Source organism: Verrucomicrobiia bacterium, assembly GCA_026414565.1.
In the GTDB taxonomy this organism is placed as follows: domain Bacteria; phylum Verrucomicrobiota; class Verrucomicrobiia; order Limisphaerales; family Fontisphaeraceae; genus Fontisphaera.
The window spans coordinates 175,288-192,223 of the sequence record JAOAIT010000055.1; the positions used below are offsets into that span (position 1 = coordinate 175,288).

The following is a 16,936-nucleotide window of genomic DNA, read 5'->3' on the forward strand; positions in this document are numbered from 1 at the left end:
GCAGGGAACAAAAGAGTATTTTGCTGAATCACCCCCCGCGCTTAAGGGGGGTTCAGCCGGATCATGAGCCCCCCCGGCGCCTCCGGCGATGCGGTTCGTCCAGGAAACGGCGGCGGGGCGTATGGGCCGGGCCGGATCCTGCTTCGCCAAAGCAGGCCCTCGGCGGCTGATCGCATACCTCGCCCCGCAGAACTTCCGGGCTGCCAGACCGGCTTCCCCGTCTGCAAAAGTTAAAAACCTTTCACTGTTTTCCTGCATAACTCCCTCCGCTCACCCCACCTTCCCGCGCACCAGCCCCACCATCACCCCCTGAATGACCAGCTCGGCGGCGGGGATGAGCTTGGGATACCTGGGATTTTCGGCCTTGAGGTAGGGGCGGCCACGCTCCACCACATACGTCTTCAGCGTGCTTTCGTTGTCAATCAACGCCGCCACCACTTCGCCGGGCCGGGGAATCCGGCCGTGTTCCAAAATCACAATGTCGCCGTCTATGATGTGCCGCCCGATCATCGAATCGCCCCGCACCCGCAGCGCAAACGTCCGCGCCGTGGGTTGAATGCCCAGCGTGCGCACATCCACCGACACGCACCCCTCGGCCTCCTGCTGCCGGTCCTCGGCAAAGCCGGCCGGGATGCTGCCAAACAGCGGGATGTCCACCACCGCCTGCCGCAGCCGCGCCAGGGGCGAGGCCAGGCGCCACGAGCGCGCCTTGCCCGGCTCATGCGCCAGCCAGCCCTTGCGCTCCAGCGCCGCCACGTGACACGCCGCCGCCCGCGGGCTGCGGAAACCAAAATGCGCCGCAATTTCGCGCAGGCTGGGCATCGGCCCGCCCGCCTGCTGCCGGGCCTGAAACAGCGCCAACACCCGTTTTTGTTGTTCCGTCAACGGTCTCATAATAACTATACAAATGTATAGTAATCGGGGAAAGAAATCAAGCCCTCCTCTTGAGCTGCTGCCCTCTCCGCCCGAAAATCGCCGGCGCCCCGGCCCGTTTTTCAGGAGATGGCACGGATCACGCCGTCATCGTAGGAAGGTTCAATCCGCGCCCCGGCGGGGACTTCCAGAAAATCCTCGCCGCTCCAATCCCCGTGCAACCAGCGGCGCAGGAGGGTCAAGTCCCCCGCCAATTCCTCAAAAGTCCAGCCGCGTTTCTGGCAAATCTCCTGCACCTGCGCCCGCAAATTGAGCACGCGGGTGAAATCATACTCAATCAAGATGCCGTGGGTATAGTGGCTGAGCCATTCATTCATGGCCTCGACCAGGTACTGGGCGGCTTCCTCCCCATATTTCTCCACCCAGGCGGTGTAGGTGTCGCTGCCTTCGGCCACCGGGCCGGGGCGGTTGGGCAGGAGATTCACCCCCTGCGGCAGGGCCCGCTGGCCGCGGCGGGCCATGCACTCCAGCCAGCCGCAGGTGTAATAATACGCGCCGGGACGTTCCTGCTGCTGTTGCGCGTAACGCTGGCGCGACCCGAGAAAAAAGGTGATGCAATCATGCGCGCGCGGCACGATGAGCCGCGTGTGGCGCGCCTGCAGGCCGGCAATGAGGTTGCCGCACAGGCCATACCCCAGCAGGATGGCGTCGTACTTGCCCTCCGGCACGGCGTCCACCCGCGCCTGCACCTGGCCGCGGCCGTGGGCGGGGTTGTCATGATAGCCCTGGGGGAGGAATTCCAAATCCAGCAACAGCGGCGAAGTGGCGGCCAGAAAGCACACCTCGCGCACCATGATTTCACAGGCCAGGACTTTGCAGAGCATGGCTCAAGGCCGCCGGGCCACCCAGGCGATGGCCTGGGCCAGCAGTTTCCGGAAGCTGGGGTTGGTGTAGGCCTGCCCGTCATGGCCAAGCTGAATGGCCGCCACCCGGGCGTTGGCGTAGGTCTTGGCCCACGCCACGATGGGACTGCTGCTCGGCGTGTCACACAACAAAAGCGGGATCACGTCAGGATGAATATACAGCCCCCCGTAAGTTTCATCGTGAATCTCAAAATCTTTCAACCCTCGCGTGATGGGATGGGCGGTGGAGGCGATGCGCACCTGCATCACCACATCATGCTTGAAGGTGGAGCCGGGCCGTTCCACGCCGTCGAGCACCTCCTTTTTCAAGACATATTTGCCGCCGATGATCTGGCGATACTCCGGCCAGTCCTGGTAATTGGCCAGGCTGTGATGCAGGGCCACCAGCCCCTTGCCCTCCTGCAGGCGCGCCACGAAATTGGATTTGGCCGTGGAGGAAATCGGCTGCCACATGTCATACAGCACCATCACGTCCCACTGCCGCGCGGCCTCGGCTTGCCAATAGTCCTGGGCCTGCGGATGCACCGCCGCCTGAAAGGTGATGTCCGGGTTGTCCTTGAACACCTGCCAGAACTCGTTGGTTTGGTAGTCATGTCCGCCGGTAATGACCAGCACCCGGATTTTCTCGGCCGCCGTCAGCGAACCGGCCAGCAGAGCGCCGCCCAGCACGGTGGCGATCAACAAACAGCGCAAGGATTTCATGCCCCTACTATGCTGCCAGACCCGGCGAAAGAAAAGGGAAAGATTGACTTTTCCCTGCCCGTGCCCCCTCCCCACGAATTGCCCTTTGCAGCGGTTTGCGCGCCGGCCCGTGTCTTTCCTTTCTTGATTCCTGTCTTCCGCCCCGCCTACAGTTTCGCCATGTGGTCATCCAATGCGCCCACCCCCGATTCAACGCGAATGCTCTATGTCTGGCTGATCTCTGCCGTGGCGGCCCTGGGGGGGCTGCTGTTTGGCTGGGATTGGGTGGTCATCGGCGGGGCCAAACCCTTTTTTGAGCCGCATTTCAATCTCCCGGCCATGGCGGCGGCCTGGCGGCAGCATCCCTTGGCCCGCGCGGTGGGATTGGACACGCCGGAGGCCTTGAGCGGGTGGGCCAATAGTTGCGCTCTCCTGGGATGTCTGGCCGGGGCGCTGGTGGCGGGGGTGCTCAGTGACGCGCTCGGCCGAAAAAAATTGTTGATTGCCGCCGCCTTCCTCTTTGCCGTGTCCTCCGTGCTCACCGGCTGGGCGGGCAGTTTCAATCAATTCGTGGTGTGGCGCATCACGGGCGGCATCGCCATCGGCATGGCCTCCAACCTCTCCCCGCTCTACATCGCCGAAGTCGCCCCGGCGGCCTGGCGCGGACGGCTGGTGACCCTGAATCAACTGGCCATCGTGGTGGGAATTCTGGCCGCGCAACTGGTCAACCTGGCCATCGCACGGCCGGTGCCCGAAGGCGCCACCGCGGCGGACATTGCGGCCTCCTGGAACGGCCAGTACGGCTGGCGCTGGATGTTCACCCTGGTGGCCGCGCCCTCGCTGATCTTTCTGGCGTGCGCCCTCTGGGTGCCGGAAAGCCCCCGCTGGCTGGTGAAAAATGGCCGGCCCGACGCCGCGCAGCGGGTGCTGGCGCGCATCGGCGGCGAAGACTACGCCCGCCGCGAAACCGAGGCCATCAGCGCCACCATCGCGGCCGAGGAGGTCGCTCGGGTGCGGCTGGGGGATTTGCTGGAGCCGCGATTGTTCAAGGTGCTGGTGCTGGGCTGCGCGCTGGCCGTGCTGCAGCAATGGAGCGGCATCAACGTGTTGTTTAATTATGCGGAGAACATTTTCAAACAGGCCGGTCTGGCGGTGAACACCATCCTGTTTTTCATCGTCCTCACCGGCCTGGTCAATCTGGTGTTCACCCTGCTGGCGCTGGGGACGGTGGACCGTTGGGGCCGCCGTCGTTTGATGCTGCTGGGCTGCGCGGGAATTGGGGCGTCGCATCTGTTGATTGGCGTGGCCTATGCCCAGCACTGGCAGGGGGTGATGGTGCTCTTGTTCGCGCTGCTGGCCATCGGGTGTTATGCCATGTCGCTGGCGCCGGTCACCTGGGTGCTGATCGCAGAAATCTTCCCCAACCGCATCCGTGGCGCCGCCATTTCCGTGGCGGTTTCCGCCCTGTGGGTGGCCTGTTTCATCCTCACCTTCACCTTCCCCATCCTCGAGCGGCGCATCGGGACGGGCAACACCTTCTGGCTGTATGCGGCGATTTGCGCGGCGGGTTTTGTTTTGGTTTATTTCAAGGTGCCCGAGACGCGCGGCAAATCGCTGGAAAACATCGAGCGCGAGCTGGGCGGCGGGCAGATCCATGGTTGAGCGAAAGCCGGTTATGCGTGCGAAAAAATGGCTCTGGATGGGCGCGATTGTGGCCCTCCTGCTGCTCATGGCCACCGTCTGGTGGCTCCACCGTTTCCAGCGCTACACGCCCGTGGAGGTGGCCCGGGACCTCCGCGCCGCCATGCAGGTCAAGGGCCATCCCCGGCCGGTGGAGCGTTTCCTGGAGCTGCGCTACGGGCCGCTGGACCTGCCCACCAACCGGCATCAGGCGTTTCTGGATTTTTTCAACCCCGGCCATGTCGAAGGGCTGCACCTCCTGACCAGCCGGCTGCCGGCCGAGCGGCGGAAGACCAACATCCAGGCCATGGCCCAGTGGCTGGCGCAGTATCGCCAGCAACTCCTGCCCGAGGAGAAACAAATGCTCGCGGCGTATTTCCGCACCCCCGAGGGCCGCCGCGCCATCGAATCCGCCACCGCCAAATATCTTTCGCAGGACGTGTATTACCGGGCGGAAACGGCGCCTGTGATTCGGGAGCTGATGAACACCCTCAACGATTTGCAATCGCCATGATCCCTTCCCCAAAATGCGCCTGCCGCGGACGCGCGGCTTTTACGCTGATTGAGCTGCTCGTGGTAATCGCCATCATTGCCATCCTCGCCGCGCTGCTGCTGCCTTCCCTGGGCCGCGCCAAACGCTCCGCCCGGGCCACCGCCTGCCTCAGCCAGCTCCGGCAAATGGGCGTGGCCCTGGAGTTGTACGTGCAGGAGCACGAGGACCGCCTGCCTTCCTGTCCCTTGTTGCCCAGCACGGACACCAACTTGACGCCGATCACCACCGTCCTGCAGCCCTACCTTAAAAAGCCGGAAATCTGGCGCTGCCCGGAAGACGAGGAAATTTTCCCGCGTGAACAAACCAGTTACGAGTGGAATGCCTTTCTGAATGGCGCCTCCTACACCCGCCCCGAAACCTGGTCTCCCGTCACCCACAGCATCGTGCAAACGATATTTGGCGGGCGGGTCAACACCCCCTTGATTGGCGACGCCGGCACCTTTCATGCCGAGGGCAGCAGTGGACTGGGCAAAAATGCCTTGTTCTTTGACGGGCGGGTGGAGCGTGCCCGGCGCCGTTGAGGCAGGGCTACTTGCCCACGCCCATGACAATCACCACCAGGTCAATGATGAACAGCAGCACAATGGTGGCCTCCAGCACCAGCATCCAGCGATTGGTGCGATCGGTGTTGAGAAAGTGGTAGAGGTCATCCAGCGTTTTCAATTTGCCATCCAGCACCCGGTGCCAGTCGGCCAGATGGAACCGCTGGGAAACCGCCTGATAAATCCGCGCCAGGTGCCAGTCGCCGAAAAACTTGGTGATGTTGCTCAGCTCGTCATTGAAGCGGGCCAGGTCAATTTTCAGTTCGCGCAACTCGCGCATGATTTGACTGCGGCGGCGGGTGCCCTGGCCGCTTAAATCACGGTAGCTGCGCTCGATCGCGTCGTCCAGCAACCGGTCATACGCCTCCAGCTCGGCCAGTTGCAGATTGGCCAGCTCCAGAATGTAAAGCGTCTCCTCAAACTCCCCCGGATTGTCCACCACCAGCGCGGCGTCCCAGTCCACCACCGTCAGATCATCCTCGTAATAGCTCAGGTACAAGTTGGTGGATTCCTCCGCCTCCTGGGTGGAAAGCGACTCCAACTCCGGCTCCTGGGTGAGCAACGCCGCCACTTCCCGGCGATGTTGCGCCAGCCAGTTTTCCGCGCGGATTTTGCCGCCGTCGGCAGCCTTCAGGGGCGCTTCCAGACAAAAAACGGTGTAGGCCTCCTCCTCCTCCAGCCGCTCCACCGGCCGCACGAAGTGGGATTTCAGCTCCTCCCGGATCTGCTCCGCCAGTTGGCGCACCTCGGTGTACAAATCGCCATTGGTGAAGGTTAAATCATGGTATTGGACGAGTTCTTTCAATTCGTTGACTTGAAACGGCACACGCACCGACAGACTCATGGCGCCCACGGGAAACAGTTTGACCGTGACTTCCAGCCGCACCGGCCCGTGGGGGCCAATCCGCTCCCACGGCGTCAGCCGCACCAGCAACGGCCGATGCAGCATTAGGTAACGGGGACTCCGCTTGCTGGTGTCCACGCAATAATCAGCCACCGGCTGCCCCCGCAATTCCCGCAGGGCCAGCGGATTGATGTCATACGCCAGGTCAAAGGCATACAAGTACACCACCGAGCCCCGATAACGGGCCGCCGTCGTTGCTGTCCTGGACTGCCCTTCCTCCGCGGTCTGCCACGCTGTGATCATATCCCACCTTAAGATACGTCTTCCCCCGCCCCGGGCACAAGCGGCTTTTGGGGCGGAGGGAAAATCTCCCTTTGCGGTTGCTTTGGCCGGACGGGTGGCTTAACTTGGCCGCCGACAAACCGATGCGCATTATGTTGCAACGTAGATTCTTCCTCTGGGCGGCCGCGCTCCTGCTGGCCGTGGGTGTTCAAGTGCAGGCCGCCGACCAGCCCAAGAAGGGCGTGCTCCGGCACGTCGTCATTTTCAAATACAAGGAAACCGCCTCGGCCCAGGACATTGCACGGGTGGAGGAAGCCTTCCGGGCCTTGAAGAAATCCATACCCGGCATCGTTTCCTTCGAGAGCGGCGTTAATGTCAGCCCGGAAAATCTAAACAAAGGTTTCACGCACTGCTACATTCTGACCTTCCGCACCGAGAAGGACCGCGACGCCTACCTGGTGCACCCGGAGCACCAGAAGTTTGTCGAGATCGTCAAGCCCGTCCTGGCGGAGCCGCTGGTCATTGATTTCTGGGTGCGGGAGAAGTGAGCCATGGCCGGTGCCTTGCGCGGCGGAGTTTTCCGCGTGACGGGCGGCGTGCCGCTGCAGGGCGAGGTCACGCCGCAGGGCAATAAAAACGAGGCGCTGCCCGCTTTGGCTGCCTGCTGCCTCACGGCCGAGCCGGTGCGGCTGGAAAACCTGCCGGCCATCGAGGATGTGGACGTGATGATGCGCATCCTCGCCGCCGTGGGGGTTTCCGTGCAGGAGGAGCCGGAGCGTCAGACCGTGCTGGTCCGCGCCGCGGCCGAGCCCAACCCCCAGTTGCCCGTGGAATTATGCGCCCGCCTCCGCGGCTCGGTCACCCTGGCCGGTCCGTTGCTGGCCCGTTGCGGCCGCGTCTTTCTGCCCCTGCCGGGCGGCGACAAAATCGGGCGGCGCCGGCTGGATACGCATCTGCAGGTTTTTCAGGAATTGGGCGCGGAAATCACCGCCACCGGCCAGGGCTATGAAATCGCCGCCCGCCGCCTGCGGGGCGCCGACATCTGGATGGATGAGGCCAGCGTGACGGCCACCGAAAACGCCGTTTGCGCCGCGGCCACGGCCGAGGGGGAAACCATCCTGCGCAACGCCGCCAGCGAGCCGCATGTCCAAAACCTCTGCCACCTGCTCAACCGCATGGGGGCGCGCATCGAGGGCATCGGCTCCAATGTGCTCCGCATTGCCGGCGTGCCCGCGCTCCACGGCGCCACTCATCGCATCGGGCCGGATTATCAGGAAATTGGCAGCTTCATTGCGCTGGCGGCGGTGACCCGCGGACGGCTCATGATTCGCCAGGCTGGCGTGCCGCATCTGCGCATGATCCGCGCCGCCTTCAACCGCCTGGGCGTCCGCACCGAGGCCGTCGGCGAGGATGATTTGCTCATCCCCTCAGAGCAGACCCTCCGCATCGTCAATGATTGGGGCGGCGCCGTGCCCAAAATTGATGACGCGCCCTGGCCGGGGTTTCCCGCCGATTTAACCTCCGTGGCGCTGGTGACCGCCACCCAGTGCACCGGCACCGTGCTGATTCACGAGAAAATGTACGAGTCCCGCCTCTACTTTACCGACAGCCTCATCAGCATGGGGGCCCGCATCATCTTGTGCGACCCGCATCGCGCCGTGGTCATTGGCCCGGACCGCCTGCGCGGGGCGCGGCTCAACAGCCCGGACATTCGCGCCGGCATGGCCATGTTGATCGCGGCCTTGTGCGCCGAGGGGGAATCGGTCATTCAAAACATCATCCAGATTGACCGCGGCTTTGCCAACATTGATCACCGGCTGCGGCAGTTGGGGGCGCGCCTCCAACGGGAAATCTGAACTGCCGCTCCCCTTGCGCGGGTCAAGCTGCCGCGGGGCATCCCCGCCGCCATTCCGGTGCCTGAGCAGACCCATCCATCCGTCCGCCGCTTTTCCTCCCTCACCGCCGGAAAAAATCGCCTGGGCGGTTTGACAAGGGGGCAAATGCCGTTATATTGAAAGCGGACTAAAACAGTCCTGTTTAACATGCAAATCACGCGGGCCAGTGAATATGGAGTCATCGGGCTGACCGCCCTGGCACGGCGTCCGGCGGGCGCCGTGGTCATGATTGATGAGGTCAGCCGCGAGATGGACATCCCGCGCAGTTTCCTGGCCAAGATTTTCCAGTCCTTGGTGCGGGCCGGCCTGGTGCAATCCGTGCGCGGCACCGGCGGAGGCTTTCGTCTGGCACGGCCGGCGGAAGCGATCACGGTGCTCGACATCATTGAAGGCGTGGAAGGCCCCATTGCCCTGCAGCGGTGCTTGGAGGAGAAGCCGGATTGCGTGCACATGACCCACTGCGCCTTGTGCGGCCTGCTGGCCGAGGCGCAGGGGCGGTTGCGCGAGACCCTGGCCCGCACCACCCTGGCGGAGCTGGCCCGGCGCCAGCCGCCGCGGCTGGCGGTGAACGGCGAGGCGAAAAGGCCCCAGATTTTTTTGAAACCTGAACCAGTGCCCTGAACTTAAAGCGAAATCCGACTATGAGCGAAACCTACACCCTCTACAACCAGACCGTCATGGATCACTTCATGAATCCCCGCAACATGGGGGACTTGCCCGATGCGGATGGGGTGGGCGAAGTGGGCGCCGCGGCCTGCGGCGACATCATGAAGATCAGCCTGAAAATCCAGGACGGCAAGATCACCGATGCGCGCTTCAAAACCTTCGGCTGCGGCTCCGCCATTGCCAGCTCCAGCATGGCCACCGAGCTGATCAAGGGCCGCACGGTCGAGGAAGCCTTGAACTTCTCCAACCAGGAAGTGGTGGACGCCTTGGGCGGCCTGCCGCCGGTGAAAATCCACTGTTCGGTGCTGGCCGAGGAGGCCCTGAAGGCCGCACTGGAGGATTACCTCAAGAAACATCCGGAAGTGGCTGCCAAGGTGAAGGAAAAAGAAGCCGCCCAGGCCGCCGCGCCGGAGACCGCCAACGCCTGATTTTATGCGCCGCGTTTATTTGGATCATTTGTCGGCGACGCCCCTGCTGCCGGAGGCCTTCGAGGCCATGAAACCCTATTTCATGGAGGCCTTTGGCAATGCGTCGTCCTTGCATCAGTACGGCTTGCAGGCGCGGGATGCGCTCGCCCGGGCGCGCTCGCAGATTGCCGCCCTCATCAATGCCGAGTCCGCCGAGGAGATCTTTTTCACCTCCGACGGCACGGAGTCGGCCAACCTGGCGATCAAAGGGGTGGCCTATGCCAACCAGCGCCGCGGTAACCATCTGGTGGTCAGCGAAATTGAGCATCCCTCGGTGCTCAATTCGGTGGAGTTTCTGGAGAAACAGGGCTTCACCTGCACCCGCGTCAAGGTGGATGGTGAAGGCTTCGTGAATCCGGAAGACGTCCGCGCGGCCATCACTGACAAGACCATTCTGGTGGCGGTGCATCATGCCAATCACGATATTGGGAGCATCGAACCCGTCCGCGAAATCGGCCGGATTTGCGCCGAGAAAGGCGTGCCCTTCTACGTGGACGCCGAGGCCAGCGCCGGCTGGCTGCCGATTGACGTGCAGCAGATGGGCGCCAGCCTGTTGTCCTTCTCGCCGCACAAGTTCTACGGCCCCAAGGGTGTGGGTGTGCTCTATCGCAACAAAAAGGCGCGGTTGGTGAGCATCATTCACGGCGGCGTGCAAGAGGGCGGCCGCCGCGCGGGCACCGAAAACGTGCCGGCAATCGTGGGCGCGGGGGTGGCGGCCGAAGTGGCCCTGCGCGAGCTGAACCAGCGGTTTGCTCACACGGCGCGCCTGCAGAAAAAATTGTGGGAAGGCTTGAAGGCCAATGTGCCGTACATCAAGCTCAACGGCCCTGAACCCGGCCCGCGCCGCCTCCCCCATACCATCAACATCAGCACCGAGTTCATCGAAGGCGAAGGGCAGCTTTTGATGTGCGACCTGAACGGCATCGCGGTGGCCAGCGGCTCCAGTTGCGTGAGCAAGTCCCTCAAAATCAGCCATGTGCTGGCGGCCATCGGCCTGGACCATGCGCTGGCGCAGGGCAACATCATCATGTCCCTCGGCAAGGACACCACGGACGAAGACATTGACTACGTGATCCAGACCTTCGCCAGGGTGGTGGTCCCCAAACTTCGCAACATGTCCCCCATGTGGGATGAGTTTCAGCGCGGCATCATTGACTCGGTCATCAGCCCCACCGGCCGCGGACGCTCCTTCACGGAACATGCCGCCGCCGTATCCGGCAAGCCGGCTCACTAAAGCATTTACTTCGGGGCGCAGGGCCGGCCGTCGCGCCGGCCCTGCACTTTTTTCGGAAGGCATAAAACCATTCGTCAACCCTGCCCCGAGGGTGTAGATTACCAGCATGGCCGCTCGCATTTTTCCACCGCGCCGGTCGTATGGCCTGCTGTGCCTCATCTTGGGCGCGTCCATGCTGATTTGGGGCCAGACACTGCTGGCCTCCCGCCTGCACGGGAAAACCTACATCATTTACTGGACGCTCTGCTTCCTGGTCACCAGTTTGGCCTTGATTCTGGCCTTGTGGGAAACCCGGCGGTTGCGCATCCAGTTGCAGGAGGAGGAAAAGGCTCTGTTTCGCGAGATGGTCCGGCAAATTGAACTGGCGCGCCGGGAAAAGGAGGCCAGGCAGGACTCCCCAGAACCTTCCCCGGAAAAGGGCGGCAAGGAACGTCAATAACCCAAGGCTCCCTCCGCCGCGCAAAGCCTGCCTCCATTGGGGGGTGTCTCCGAATGAAGTGTGGATTGGCCGCCATGCGCAAACCCGGGGCAGGGGAGTTGGAATTGCTTGCGCCTTGGCCTGCGGGGCCTTTGCTGCTAGGTTTTGTCCATGCCGTTAAGGATTAAAATATGTGGCATCACGTCCGCAGCCGATGCCCAGGCGGCAGTGGCGGCGGGCGCGGATGCGTTGGGTTTTGTGTTCTACGAAAAAAGCCCGCGTTACGTGACCCCGGCGCAGGCGCGGGACATCGTGGCCGCGCTGCCCCCCTTCGTGGTACGCGTGGGGGTGCTGGTCAACCCGGCGGCCGAGCTGGTGCAGGAAGTCCTCGCGGCGGGGATGCAGGTATTGCAGTTTCATGGGGACGAAACCCTCGAGCAATGCCGTCAGCAGCCCGTGCCGGTCATCAAAGGCTTCCGCCTGCAGGACGAATTGTCCCTGCTGACCTGCCGCGACTATACCGGCCTGCCGTGGTTGCTGGACAGTTATGTGGCCGGTCAGGCAGGCGGTACGGGCGCGGTGTTTAATTGGGAACTGGCAGTCAAGGCCAAGGCCTCCAATCCCCTCATCATCCTGGCCGGCGGCTTGACGCCCGACAATGTGGCCGAGGCCATTCGGCGGGTGCGCCCCTACGCGGTGGATGTATCCAGCGGAGTGGAAGCGGCGCCCGGCCGGAAAGATGCCGCCAAACTGCGTGCCTTTGTGGCCGCCGCCCGCGCAGCGTGAGCCGATGAGGTACCCCATGGGGCTGCGGGGCAGCCCGCCGGCCCTTGCATTTTGCGCCTCCTGCACGTAGGGTGAAGCCGGGCGGCGAATAAAGACGCCTGCCCACCGTCCAAACCCATGGGAGGCGGCCTGCCTGAACAAATGGGCCGCCCATGAGTCTAAGCTGTGTTATGAAAACGAACTTTGGGAAACATTTTATTTGTTTGGGGCTGGTGGCCGCGGTGGTGGCCGGTTGCGCCTCCGCGGGCGTGAAAAATCCCTCAGGCACCGGCGTCAAGGTGTTGCGCCCGGACGAGGCGGGCTTTGTGGCCGGCACGGGCATTGAATCGCAGGACCTGGTGGCGGTCACCGACAAGATCGCCCGCAACATCCTCAACGTGCCGGAAATCAAGAACGCCCCCACTCCTCCCTACATCGTCCTGGAGCCGGTGATTAATGAAACTCGTTTCACCATCAACAAGGACATGTTTCTCACGCGCATTCAGACGGAGCTGATCAGCAAGGCCGGCGGCAAGGTGCGTTTCCTGGCTCGTGAGCGCCTGGCCGCGCTGGAGCGCGAGCGCGACCTGAAGCGCACCGGCCAGGTGACCTCCACCTCCGATCCCAAGCTCCAGGAGTTCAAAGGCGCCGATTATTTCCTCACCGGCAAGCTGCAAAGCCTCACCACCCGCACCTCCCGCGGCACCAGCGACTATATCCTTTACACCTTCGAGCTGATTGACGCCCGCACCAGCGTGATTGTCTTCAAGGACTCGATGGAGGTGAAGAAACAGGGGCAGGAAGACGCGGCCTACCGCTAAACCCCTGCGGCGCCTGCCGCTCCGGACTATGAAACCCCTGCCGGCCCTGTGTTTATGCGCCCTGCTGTGGCTGGCCGGTTGCGCCACCACCCCGCCCGGCCCGCCCTTGCCCGACGCCCAGGCGGACCCTGTGGCCCACGGGCTGGCCATGATTGAGCGCGCCCCGGCGCGCGATCGGGTTTTGTGGCAGTATCGCACCGCCCTTCACGCCCTCCGCCGCGGCCAATATGACACCGCCACACGGCTGCTGGACGAGGCCCTCCTGCGGGTCAACAACATCTTCGGCCCCGATCGCGATGCCAAAAAGGCCCGCAGCCTCTTTCACGAGGAGGCCAAAAAGTCCTTCATCGGCGAACCTTACGAGCGTTGCATGGCCAACTTCTACCGGGGCCTGCTCTACTGGCGCGCCGGCGAGGTGGACAACGCCCGGGCCTGTTTCCGCAACGCCCAGTTCATGGACAGCGACGCTGAGAACAAGACCTATGCGGGGGATTATATCCTCTTTGACTACCTCGATGGCTATGCCACCGTGAAACTCGGCGGCGACGGCAGCGATGCCTTCAAGCGCGCCCAGGCTCGCGCTCCCGCCCCGCTGCCGCCCTACAATCCGCGCGCCAACCTGCTGGTCTTTCTGGAGTACGGCCCCGGTCCCCAGAAATACGCCACCGGCGAATACCGCGAGCAGTTGCGTTTCCGCACCTTTGAGTCGCCGGTGGTCATGGCCGTCCTCAAACAGGGCTCCCAGGAGCTGGCGCGGGTCGGACCGTATGACGATCTTAATTTTCAGGCCACCACCCGCGGCGGGCGGGTGATGGATCACGTGCTCAAAAATAAGGCCGTTTTCAAAAGCACCACCGACACCGTCGGCAATGTGGCCGTCATTGGCGGCGCGGTCATGGCCATGCACGACGACACCAGCGAAGCCGGTCTGGCCGTGCTGGGCGCCGGCCTGGTGGCCAAGCTCCTCGCGGCGGCGGCCAATCCCGCGGCCGATACCCGCTGCTGGGACAACCTGCCCCTGTACTTGGGCTTTGCCGCCCTGGAAATGCCGCCGGGCCGCCACACCCTGACCATTGAATTTTGGAATCGGGACCATCAACCCGTCAGCACCTTCACCAAACAATGGAACGTGACGGTGGCGCCCGACCGCGACACCGTCATTTTTGTCAGTGATCAATCCGTCAATCGCATGGACCTATGAGCAAATCCCTCGGACACCTCCTCTTTTGTGCGGCGGCGCTGCTGGCCGCCGGCTGCCAGACCAGCAACATTGACACGGGGGCCTACCCGCCCAAAAACACCAACAAATACGATCTGGAAAACCGGGCCAACTTCGTCCTCCTGGATCGCGCCACCCAAACCAGCGTGACCTGTCACGGCATCCAGGAGCGGCGCCTGGACGATGGCCGGCTCCAGGTCTCGGCCAATGTGCGGAACCGCCTCCATCGGCGCATCCAGGTCCAGATCAACTGCGTGTTCAAGGATGCCCAGGGTTTTGTGGTGGAAGATACACCCTGGCGTGACCTCATTCTGGACGAAAATGCCCAGGAAGGCGTGAGCTTCGTCTCCACCCAGACCACCGCCCAGAAATACACCATCCGCGTCCGCCAGGCCCGGTAAGCCGCGGACAAAACTTGGCAGCGCGACCACGGCCCCCTAGAGTCAGCCCGTGGCCCGTACCTTGGTCGAACGGCTGCCCTCCCGGGCAGCCAGCCCTGATGAGCTGTTGGAACGCTTCCTGGATTACGTCCGGGATTGCGGCCTCGAGCTGTATCCCGCTCAGGAAGAGGCGCTGCTGGAATTGCTGGAGGGCAAAAATGTCATCCTGAACACCCCCACCGGCTCGGGCAAATCCCTCGTGGCCGCCGCCCTCCATTTCCTGGCCTTGGCCCAGGGACGCCGCTCGGTGTACACCTGTCCCATCAAGGCCCTGGTCAACGAAAAATGGATGGCCCTCTGCCGGGAATTCGGCCCGGAAAACGTCGGTTTGAGCACCGGCGATGCCACCGTCAATCGCGATGCGCCCGTGCTCTGTTGCACGGCGGAAATCCTGGCCAACATCGCCCTGCGCCAGGGGGCTGAAGCCCCCGTGGATGATGCGGTGCTGGACGAATTCCACTATTACTCCGATCCGGAACGCGGCGTGGCGTGGCAAGTGCCACTCCTAACTCTGCCCCAAACCAGATTCCTCCTCATGTCCGCCACCCTGGGCGATACCACCTTTTTTGAGGAGGCCCTGACCCGTCTCAATGGGCGTCCCACGGTGACCGTGCGCTCAGACCATCGGCCGGTGCCCTTGAGCTTTGCCTATGCAGAAACCCCTCTGGCGCAAACGGTGGAGCGGCTCCTGTCCGAAAACAAAGCCCCCATTTATGTGGTGCATTTCACCCAGGCGGAGGCGGCGGACAATGCCCAGAACTTCACCAGCCTGAACGTTTGCACCCGTGAAGAGAGGCAGGCCCTGGCCCAGGCTTTGGAGGGATACCGCTTCACCAGCCCTTACGGCCCGGAAATCAAAAAATACCTGCGCCAGGGAATCGGGCTGCATCATGCAGGCTTGTTGCCGCGCTACCGGGTGCTGGTGGAGCAACTGGCCCAGCAGGGGTTGCTTAAGGTTATATGTGGAACTGACACCCTGGGCGTCGGCATCAATGTCCCCATCCGCACCGTCCTCTTCACCCGCCTCTGCAAATTCGACGGCCAGAAAACCAGCATCCTTACCGCCCGCGATTTCCATCAAATCGCCGGCCGCGCCGGCCGCAAGGGGTTTGATGACCTGGGCTTTGTGGTCGCCCAGGCCCCCGAGCACGTGGTGGAAAACCTCAAGCTTGAAGAAAAGGCGCGGCGGGAGGGCAAAAAATACGTCAAACGCCGGCCGCCGGAGCACAATTTCGTCAACTGGGATGTTCAGACTTTCCGCCGGTTGATCGCGGCGCCCCCGGAACGGCTGGTCTCGCGTTTCCAGGTCAGCCACGGCATGCTTCTGCAAGTCTTGAGCCGCCGGGGCGATGGTTGCCGCGCCATGCAACGCCTGCTGCGTGACTGCCACGAGCCGCCCCGGGCCAAAGCCCAGCATCGCCGCCGGGCCTGGCAATTGTTTCGCGCCTTGGTGGAGCGCGGCATCATTGAGTTCATTCCCAAAACCGAGGACGGCTCCTACCTGCAGGTGCGCATGGATTTGCAGGAGGATTTCAGCATGGATCAAACCCTATCGCTGTATCTGCTGGAGACGCTGCCCCTGCTTGATCCCCAGGCGCCGGATTACGCCCTCAATGTCCTTACCCTCGTCGAAAGCATTCTGGAAGACCCCCTCCCCATTTTGCGCCGGCAGCTTGACCGCCTCAAGGCCCAGCGCCTGGCCGAGATGAAGCAGGAAGGCATGGACTATGAGGAGCGCATGGCCGAGCTGGAGCAAATGGAGCATCCCAAACCGCTGCGCGATTTCATCTACAGCACTTTCAACGCCTTTGCCGACAAGCATCCCTGGGTGGGACAGGAGAACATCCGCCCCAAATCCATCGCGCGCGAGATGTTTGAGCAATTCCGCTCGTTTGCGGATTATGTGAAGGACTACGAGCTGCAGCGGGTCGAGGGCCTGCTGTTGCGCCATCTGCACAGTGTTTACAAAGTGCTGACCCAGACCGTCCCGGATCAGGCCAAAAACGAAACCTTGTGGGAAATGGAAACCTACCTGCGCACCCTCCTGCGCCAGGTGGACTCCAGTCTCCTGGAGGAATGGGAAAAAATGCTGCACCCGGAGGCGCTGGCCGCAGGAACTGTCGCCCGGGCGGCCACCGAACCTGTCCTGCCTGGCGCGGAGGCTCCGGCCGCGGACATCACCCGCGACACCGAGGGCTTTCTACGGCAAATCCGCACCCTCATTTTCAACTTCCTGCGTCATTGGCAATGCGGGGAGCCGGAAACGGCGGTGGAACAGCTCTTTTACCGCGAGGATGCTGCCGGGCAGCCGTGGACACCCGAGCGCCTGGAGGCGCTTTACAAAGATTACTGCAAGGAACATCAGCTCCTTCGCCTGGATCCGGAGGCCCGCAATCGCCGGCACACCCATCTGGACCAAAGCCCGGCCCCGCGGGCCTGGCGCATCCAACAAATGCTCGTGGATCCCGAGGGATTGAATGACTGGGTGGCGGAGTTCACCGTGGATTTGCCGGCCTCCCGCCGTGCCGAGGCCCCCGCCCTCCGCCTGGAGCGCCTGGGTCCGCTGGTGTGAAAATAAGCGTTTCCCTGCCCGCCGCTTCGTGGTAAAAAAACAGTGAACACTGCCAGCCCTG

At 63.0% G+C, this 16,936-nt stretch carries 18 protein-coding genes; 14 read left to right on the plus strand and 4 right to left on the minus strand.

Annotation, left to right across the window (positions count from 1 at the left end):
* Positions 1-270: 270 nt before the first annotated feature.
* The 3 genes from lexA to N3J91_13510 form a co-directional block, all read right to left on the minus strand.
* Positions 271-894, minus strand: coding sequence for a transcriptional repressor LexA (lexA, locus tag N3J91_13500; GenBank protein ID MCX8157437.1), 624 nt, complete (start codon positions 892-894; stop codon positions 271-273).
* A 101-nt stretch (positions 895-995) separates the two neighbouring features.
* A complete protein-coding gene (locus N3J91_13505) occupies positions 996-1,757 on the minus strand; it encodes a DUF1638 domain-containing protein (protein ID MCX8157438.1) in 762 nt (253 codons plus the stop codon).
* A 3-nt stretch (positions 1,758-1,760) separates the two neighbouring features.
* Positions 1,761-2,498 (minus strand): ThuA domain-containing protein, encoded by a 738-nt coding sequence (locus N3J91_13510; protein MCX8157439.1) that lies wholly within the window; start codon positions 2,496-2,498, stop codon positions 1,761-1,763.
* Positions 2,499-2,657: 159 nt separating this feature from the next.
* On the opposite strand from N3J91_13510, the gene N3J91_13515 reads away from it, so the two are divergent.
* The 3 genes from N3J91_13515 to N3J91_13525 are packed head-to-tail and all read left to right on the plus strand — an operon-like array spanning position 2,658 to position 5,231.
* Entirely contained in the window at positions 2,658-4,139 is a 1,482-nt protein-coding gene (locus N3J91_13515) for a sugar porter family MFS transporter (GenBank protein ID MCX8157440.1), read from the plus strand.
* A gap of 13 nt (positions 4,140-4,152) precedes the next feature.
* On the plus strand, positions 4,153-4,671 hold the full coding sequence (locus N3J91_13520; protein ID MCX8157441.1) for a hypothetical protein: 519 nt from the start codon (positions 4,153-4,155) through the stop codon (positions 4,669-4,671).
* Positions 4,668-5,231 (plus strand): prepilin-type N-terminal cleavage/methylation domain-containing protein, encoded by a 564-nt coding sequence (locus tag N3J91_13525; GenBank protein ID MCX8157442.1) that lies wholly within the window; start codon positions 4,668-4,670, stop codon positions 5,229-5,231. The genes N3J91_13520 and N3J91_13525 overlap by 4 nt, the downstream gene beginning before the upstream one ends.
* Before the next feature lie 7 nt (positions 5,232-5,238).
* On the opposite strand, the gene N3J91_13530 is transcribed toward N3J91_13525, so the two are convergent.
* Positions 5,239-6,399: a hypothetical protein gene (locus N3J91_13530; GenBank protein MCX8157443.1), complete on the minus strand. Its 1,161-nt coding sequence runs from the start codon at positions 6,397-6,399 to the stop codon at positions 5,239-5,241.
* 131 nt (positions 6,400-6,530) lie between these two features.
* Here N3J91_13530 and N3J91_13535 point away from each other — a divergent pair, with 131 nt between their 5' ends.
* The 11 genes from N3J91_13535 to N3J91_13585 all read left to right on the plus strand — a co-directional run bounded on the left by N3J91_13535 (position 6,531) and on the right by N3J91_13585 (position 16,875).
* Positions 6,531-6,926 (plus strand): Dabb family protein, encoded by a 396-nt coding sequence (locus N3J91_13535; GenBank protein MCX8157444.1) that lies wholly within the window; start codon positions 6,531-6,533, stop codon positions 6,924-6,926.
* 15 nt (positions 6,927-6,941) lie between these two features.
* Entirely contained in the window at positions 6,942-8,234 is a 1,293-nt protein-coding gene (gene murA / locus N3J91_13540) for a UDP-N-acetylglucosamine 1-carboxyvinyltransferase (GenBank protein ID MCX8157445.1), read from the plus strand.
* 186 nt (positions 8,235-8,420) lie between these two features.
* On the plus strand, positions 8,421-8,894 hold the full coding sequence (locus tag N3J91_13545) for an Rrf2 family transcriptional regulator (GenBank protein ID MCX8157446.1): 474 nt from the start codon (positions 8,421-8,423) through the stop codon (positions 8,892-8,894).
* A 20-nt stretch (positions 8,895-8,914) separates the two neighbouring features.
* Positions 8,915-9,367: a Fe-S cluster assembly scaffold protein NifU gene (gene nifU, locus N3J91_13550; GenBank protein MCX8157447.1), complete on the plus strand. Its 453-nt coding sequence runs from the start codon at positions 8,915-8,917 to the stop codon at positions 9,365-9,367.
* Positions 9,368-9,371: 4 nt separating this feature from the next.
* Positions 9,372-10,640 carry a cysteine desulfurase gene (locus N3J91_13555; GenBank protein ID MCX8157448.1) on the plus strand — a complete coding sequence of 423 codons (1,269 nt, stop codon included), beginning with the start codon at positions 9,372-9,374 and terminating at the stop codon, positions 10,638-10,640.
* Positions 10,641-10,746: 106 nt separating this feature from the next.
* On the plus strand, positions 10,747-11,079 hold the full coding sequence (locus N3J91_13560; GenBank protein MCX8157449.1) for a hypothetical protein: 333 nt from the start codon (positions 10,747-10,749) through the stop codon (positions 11,077-11,079).
* A gap of 150 nt (positions 11,080-11,229) precedes the next feature.
* Entirely contained in the window at positions 11,230-11,844 is a 615-nt protein-coding gene (locus N3J91_13565; GenBank protein MCX8157450.1) for a phosphoribosylanthranilate isomerase, read from the plus strand.
* 170 nt (positions 11,845-12,014) lie between these two features.
* Positions 12,015-12,644 carry a penicillin-binding protein activator LpoB gene (locus N3J91_13570; protein MCX8157451.1) on the plus strand — a complete coding sequence of 210 codons (630 nt, stop codon included), beginning with the start codon at positions 12,015-12,017 and terminating at the stop codon, positions 12,642-12,644.
* A gap of 28 nt (positions 12,645-12,672) precedes the next feature.
* Complete coding sequence (locus tag N3J91_13575; protein ID MCX8157452.1) at positions 12,673-13,845, plus strand: hypothetical protein; 1,173 nt, start codon at positions 12,673-12,675, stop codon at positions 13,843-13,845.
* Positions 13,842-14,264: a YcfL family protein gene (locus N3J91_13580; protein MCX8157453.1), complete on the plus strand. Its 423-nt coding sequence runs from the start codon at positions 13,842-13,844 to the stop codon at positions 14,262-14,264. Before N3J91_13575 ends, N3J91_13580 begins: the two co-directional genes overlap by 4 nt.
* 49 nt (positions 14,265-14,313) lie before the next feature.
* Positions 14,314-16,875, plus strand: a complete 2,562-nt coding sequence (locus N3J91_13585) for a DUF3516 domain-containing protein (GenBank protein ID MCX8157454.1) — start codon at positions 14,314-14,316, stop codon at positions 16,873-16,875.
* The last annotated feature ends 61 nt before the right edge of the window (positions 16,876-16,936 follow it).

Bases quoted from the DNA above. Each gene is read 5' to 3' on its own strand.
- N3J91_13510 (MCX8157439.1), bottom strand. From the start codon at position 2,498: ATGAAATCCTTGCGCTGTTTGTTGATCGCCACCGTGCTGGGCGGCGCT.
- N3J91_13545 (MCX8157446.1), top strand. From the start codon at position 8,421: ATGCAAATCACGCGGGCCAGTGAATATGGAGTCATCGGGCTGACCGCC.
- N3J91_13580 (MCX8157453.1), top strand. From the start codon at position 13,842: ATGAGCAAATCCCTCGGACACCTCCTCTTTTGTGCGGCGGCGCTGCTG.
- N3J91_13560 (MCX8157449.1), top strand. From the start codon at position 10,747: ATGGCCGCTCGCATTTTTCCACCGCGCCGGTCGTATGGCCTGCTGTGC.
- lexA (MCX8157437.1), bottom strand. From the start codon at position 894: ATGAGACCGTTGACGGAACAACAAAAACGGGTGTTGGCGCTGTTTCAG.
- N3J91_13575 (MCX8157452.1), top strand. From the start codon at position 12,673: ATGAAACCCCTGCCGGCCCTGTGTTTATGCGCCCTGCTGTGGCTGGCC.
- N3J91_13525 (MCX8157442.1), top strand. From the start codon at position 4,668: ATGATCCCTTCCCCAAAATGCGCCTGCCGCGGACGCGCGGCTTTTACG.
- N3J91_13505 (MCX8157438.1), bottom strand. From the start codon at position 1,757: ATGCTCTGCAAAGTCCTGGCCTGTGAAATCATGGTGCGCGAGGTGTGC.
- N3J91_13570 (MCX8157451.1), top strand. From the start codon at position 12,015: ATGAAAACGAACTTTGGGAAACATTTTATTTGTTTGGGGCTGGTGGCC.
- N3J91_13520 (MCX8157441.1), top strand. From the start codon at position 4,153: ATGCGTGCGAAAAAATGGCTCTGGATGGGCGCGATTGTGGCCCTCCTG.
- nifU (MCX8157447.1), top strand. From the start codon at position 8,915: ATGAGCGAAACCTACACCCTCTACAACCAGACCGTCATGGATCACTTC.
- N3J91_13515 (MCX8157440.1), top strand. From the start codon at position 2,658: ATGTGGTCATCCAATGCGCCCACCCCCGATTCAACGCGAATGCTCTAT.
- N3J91_13555 (MCX8157448.1), top strand. From the start codon at position 9,372: ATGCGCCGCGTTTATTTGGATCATTTGTCGGCGACGCCCCTGCTGCCG.
- N3J91_13535 (MCX8157444.1), top strand. From the start codon at position 6,531: ATGTTGCAACGTAGATTCTTCCTCTGGGCGGCCGCGCTCCTGCTGGCC.
- N3J91_13530 (MCX8157443.1), bottom strand. From the start codon at position 6,399: ATGATCACAGCGTGGCAGACCGCGGAGGAAGGGCAGTCCAGGACAGCA.
- N3J91_13565 (MCX8157450.1), top strand. From the start codon at position 11,230: ATGCCGTTAAGGATTAAAATATGTGGCATCACGTCCGCAGCCGATGCC.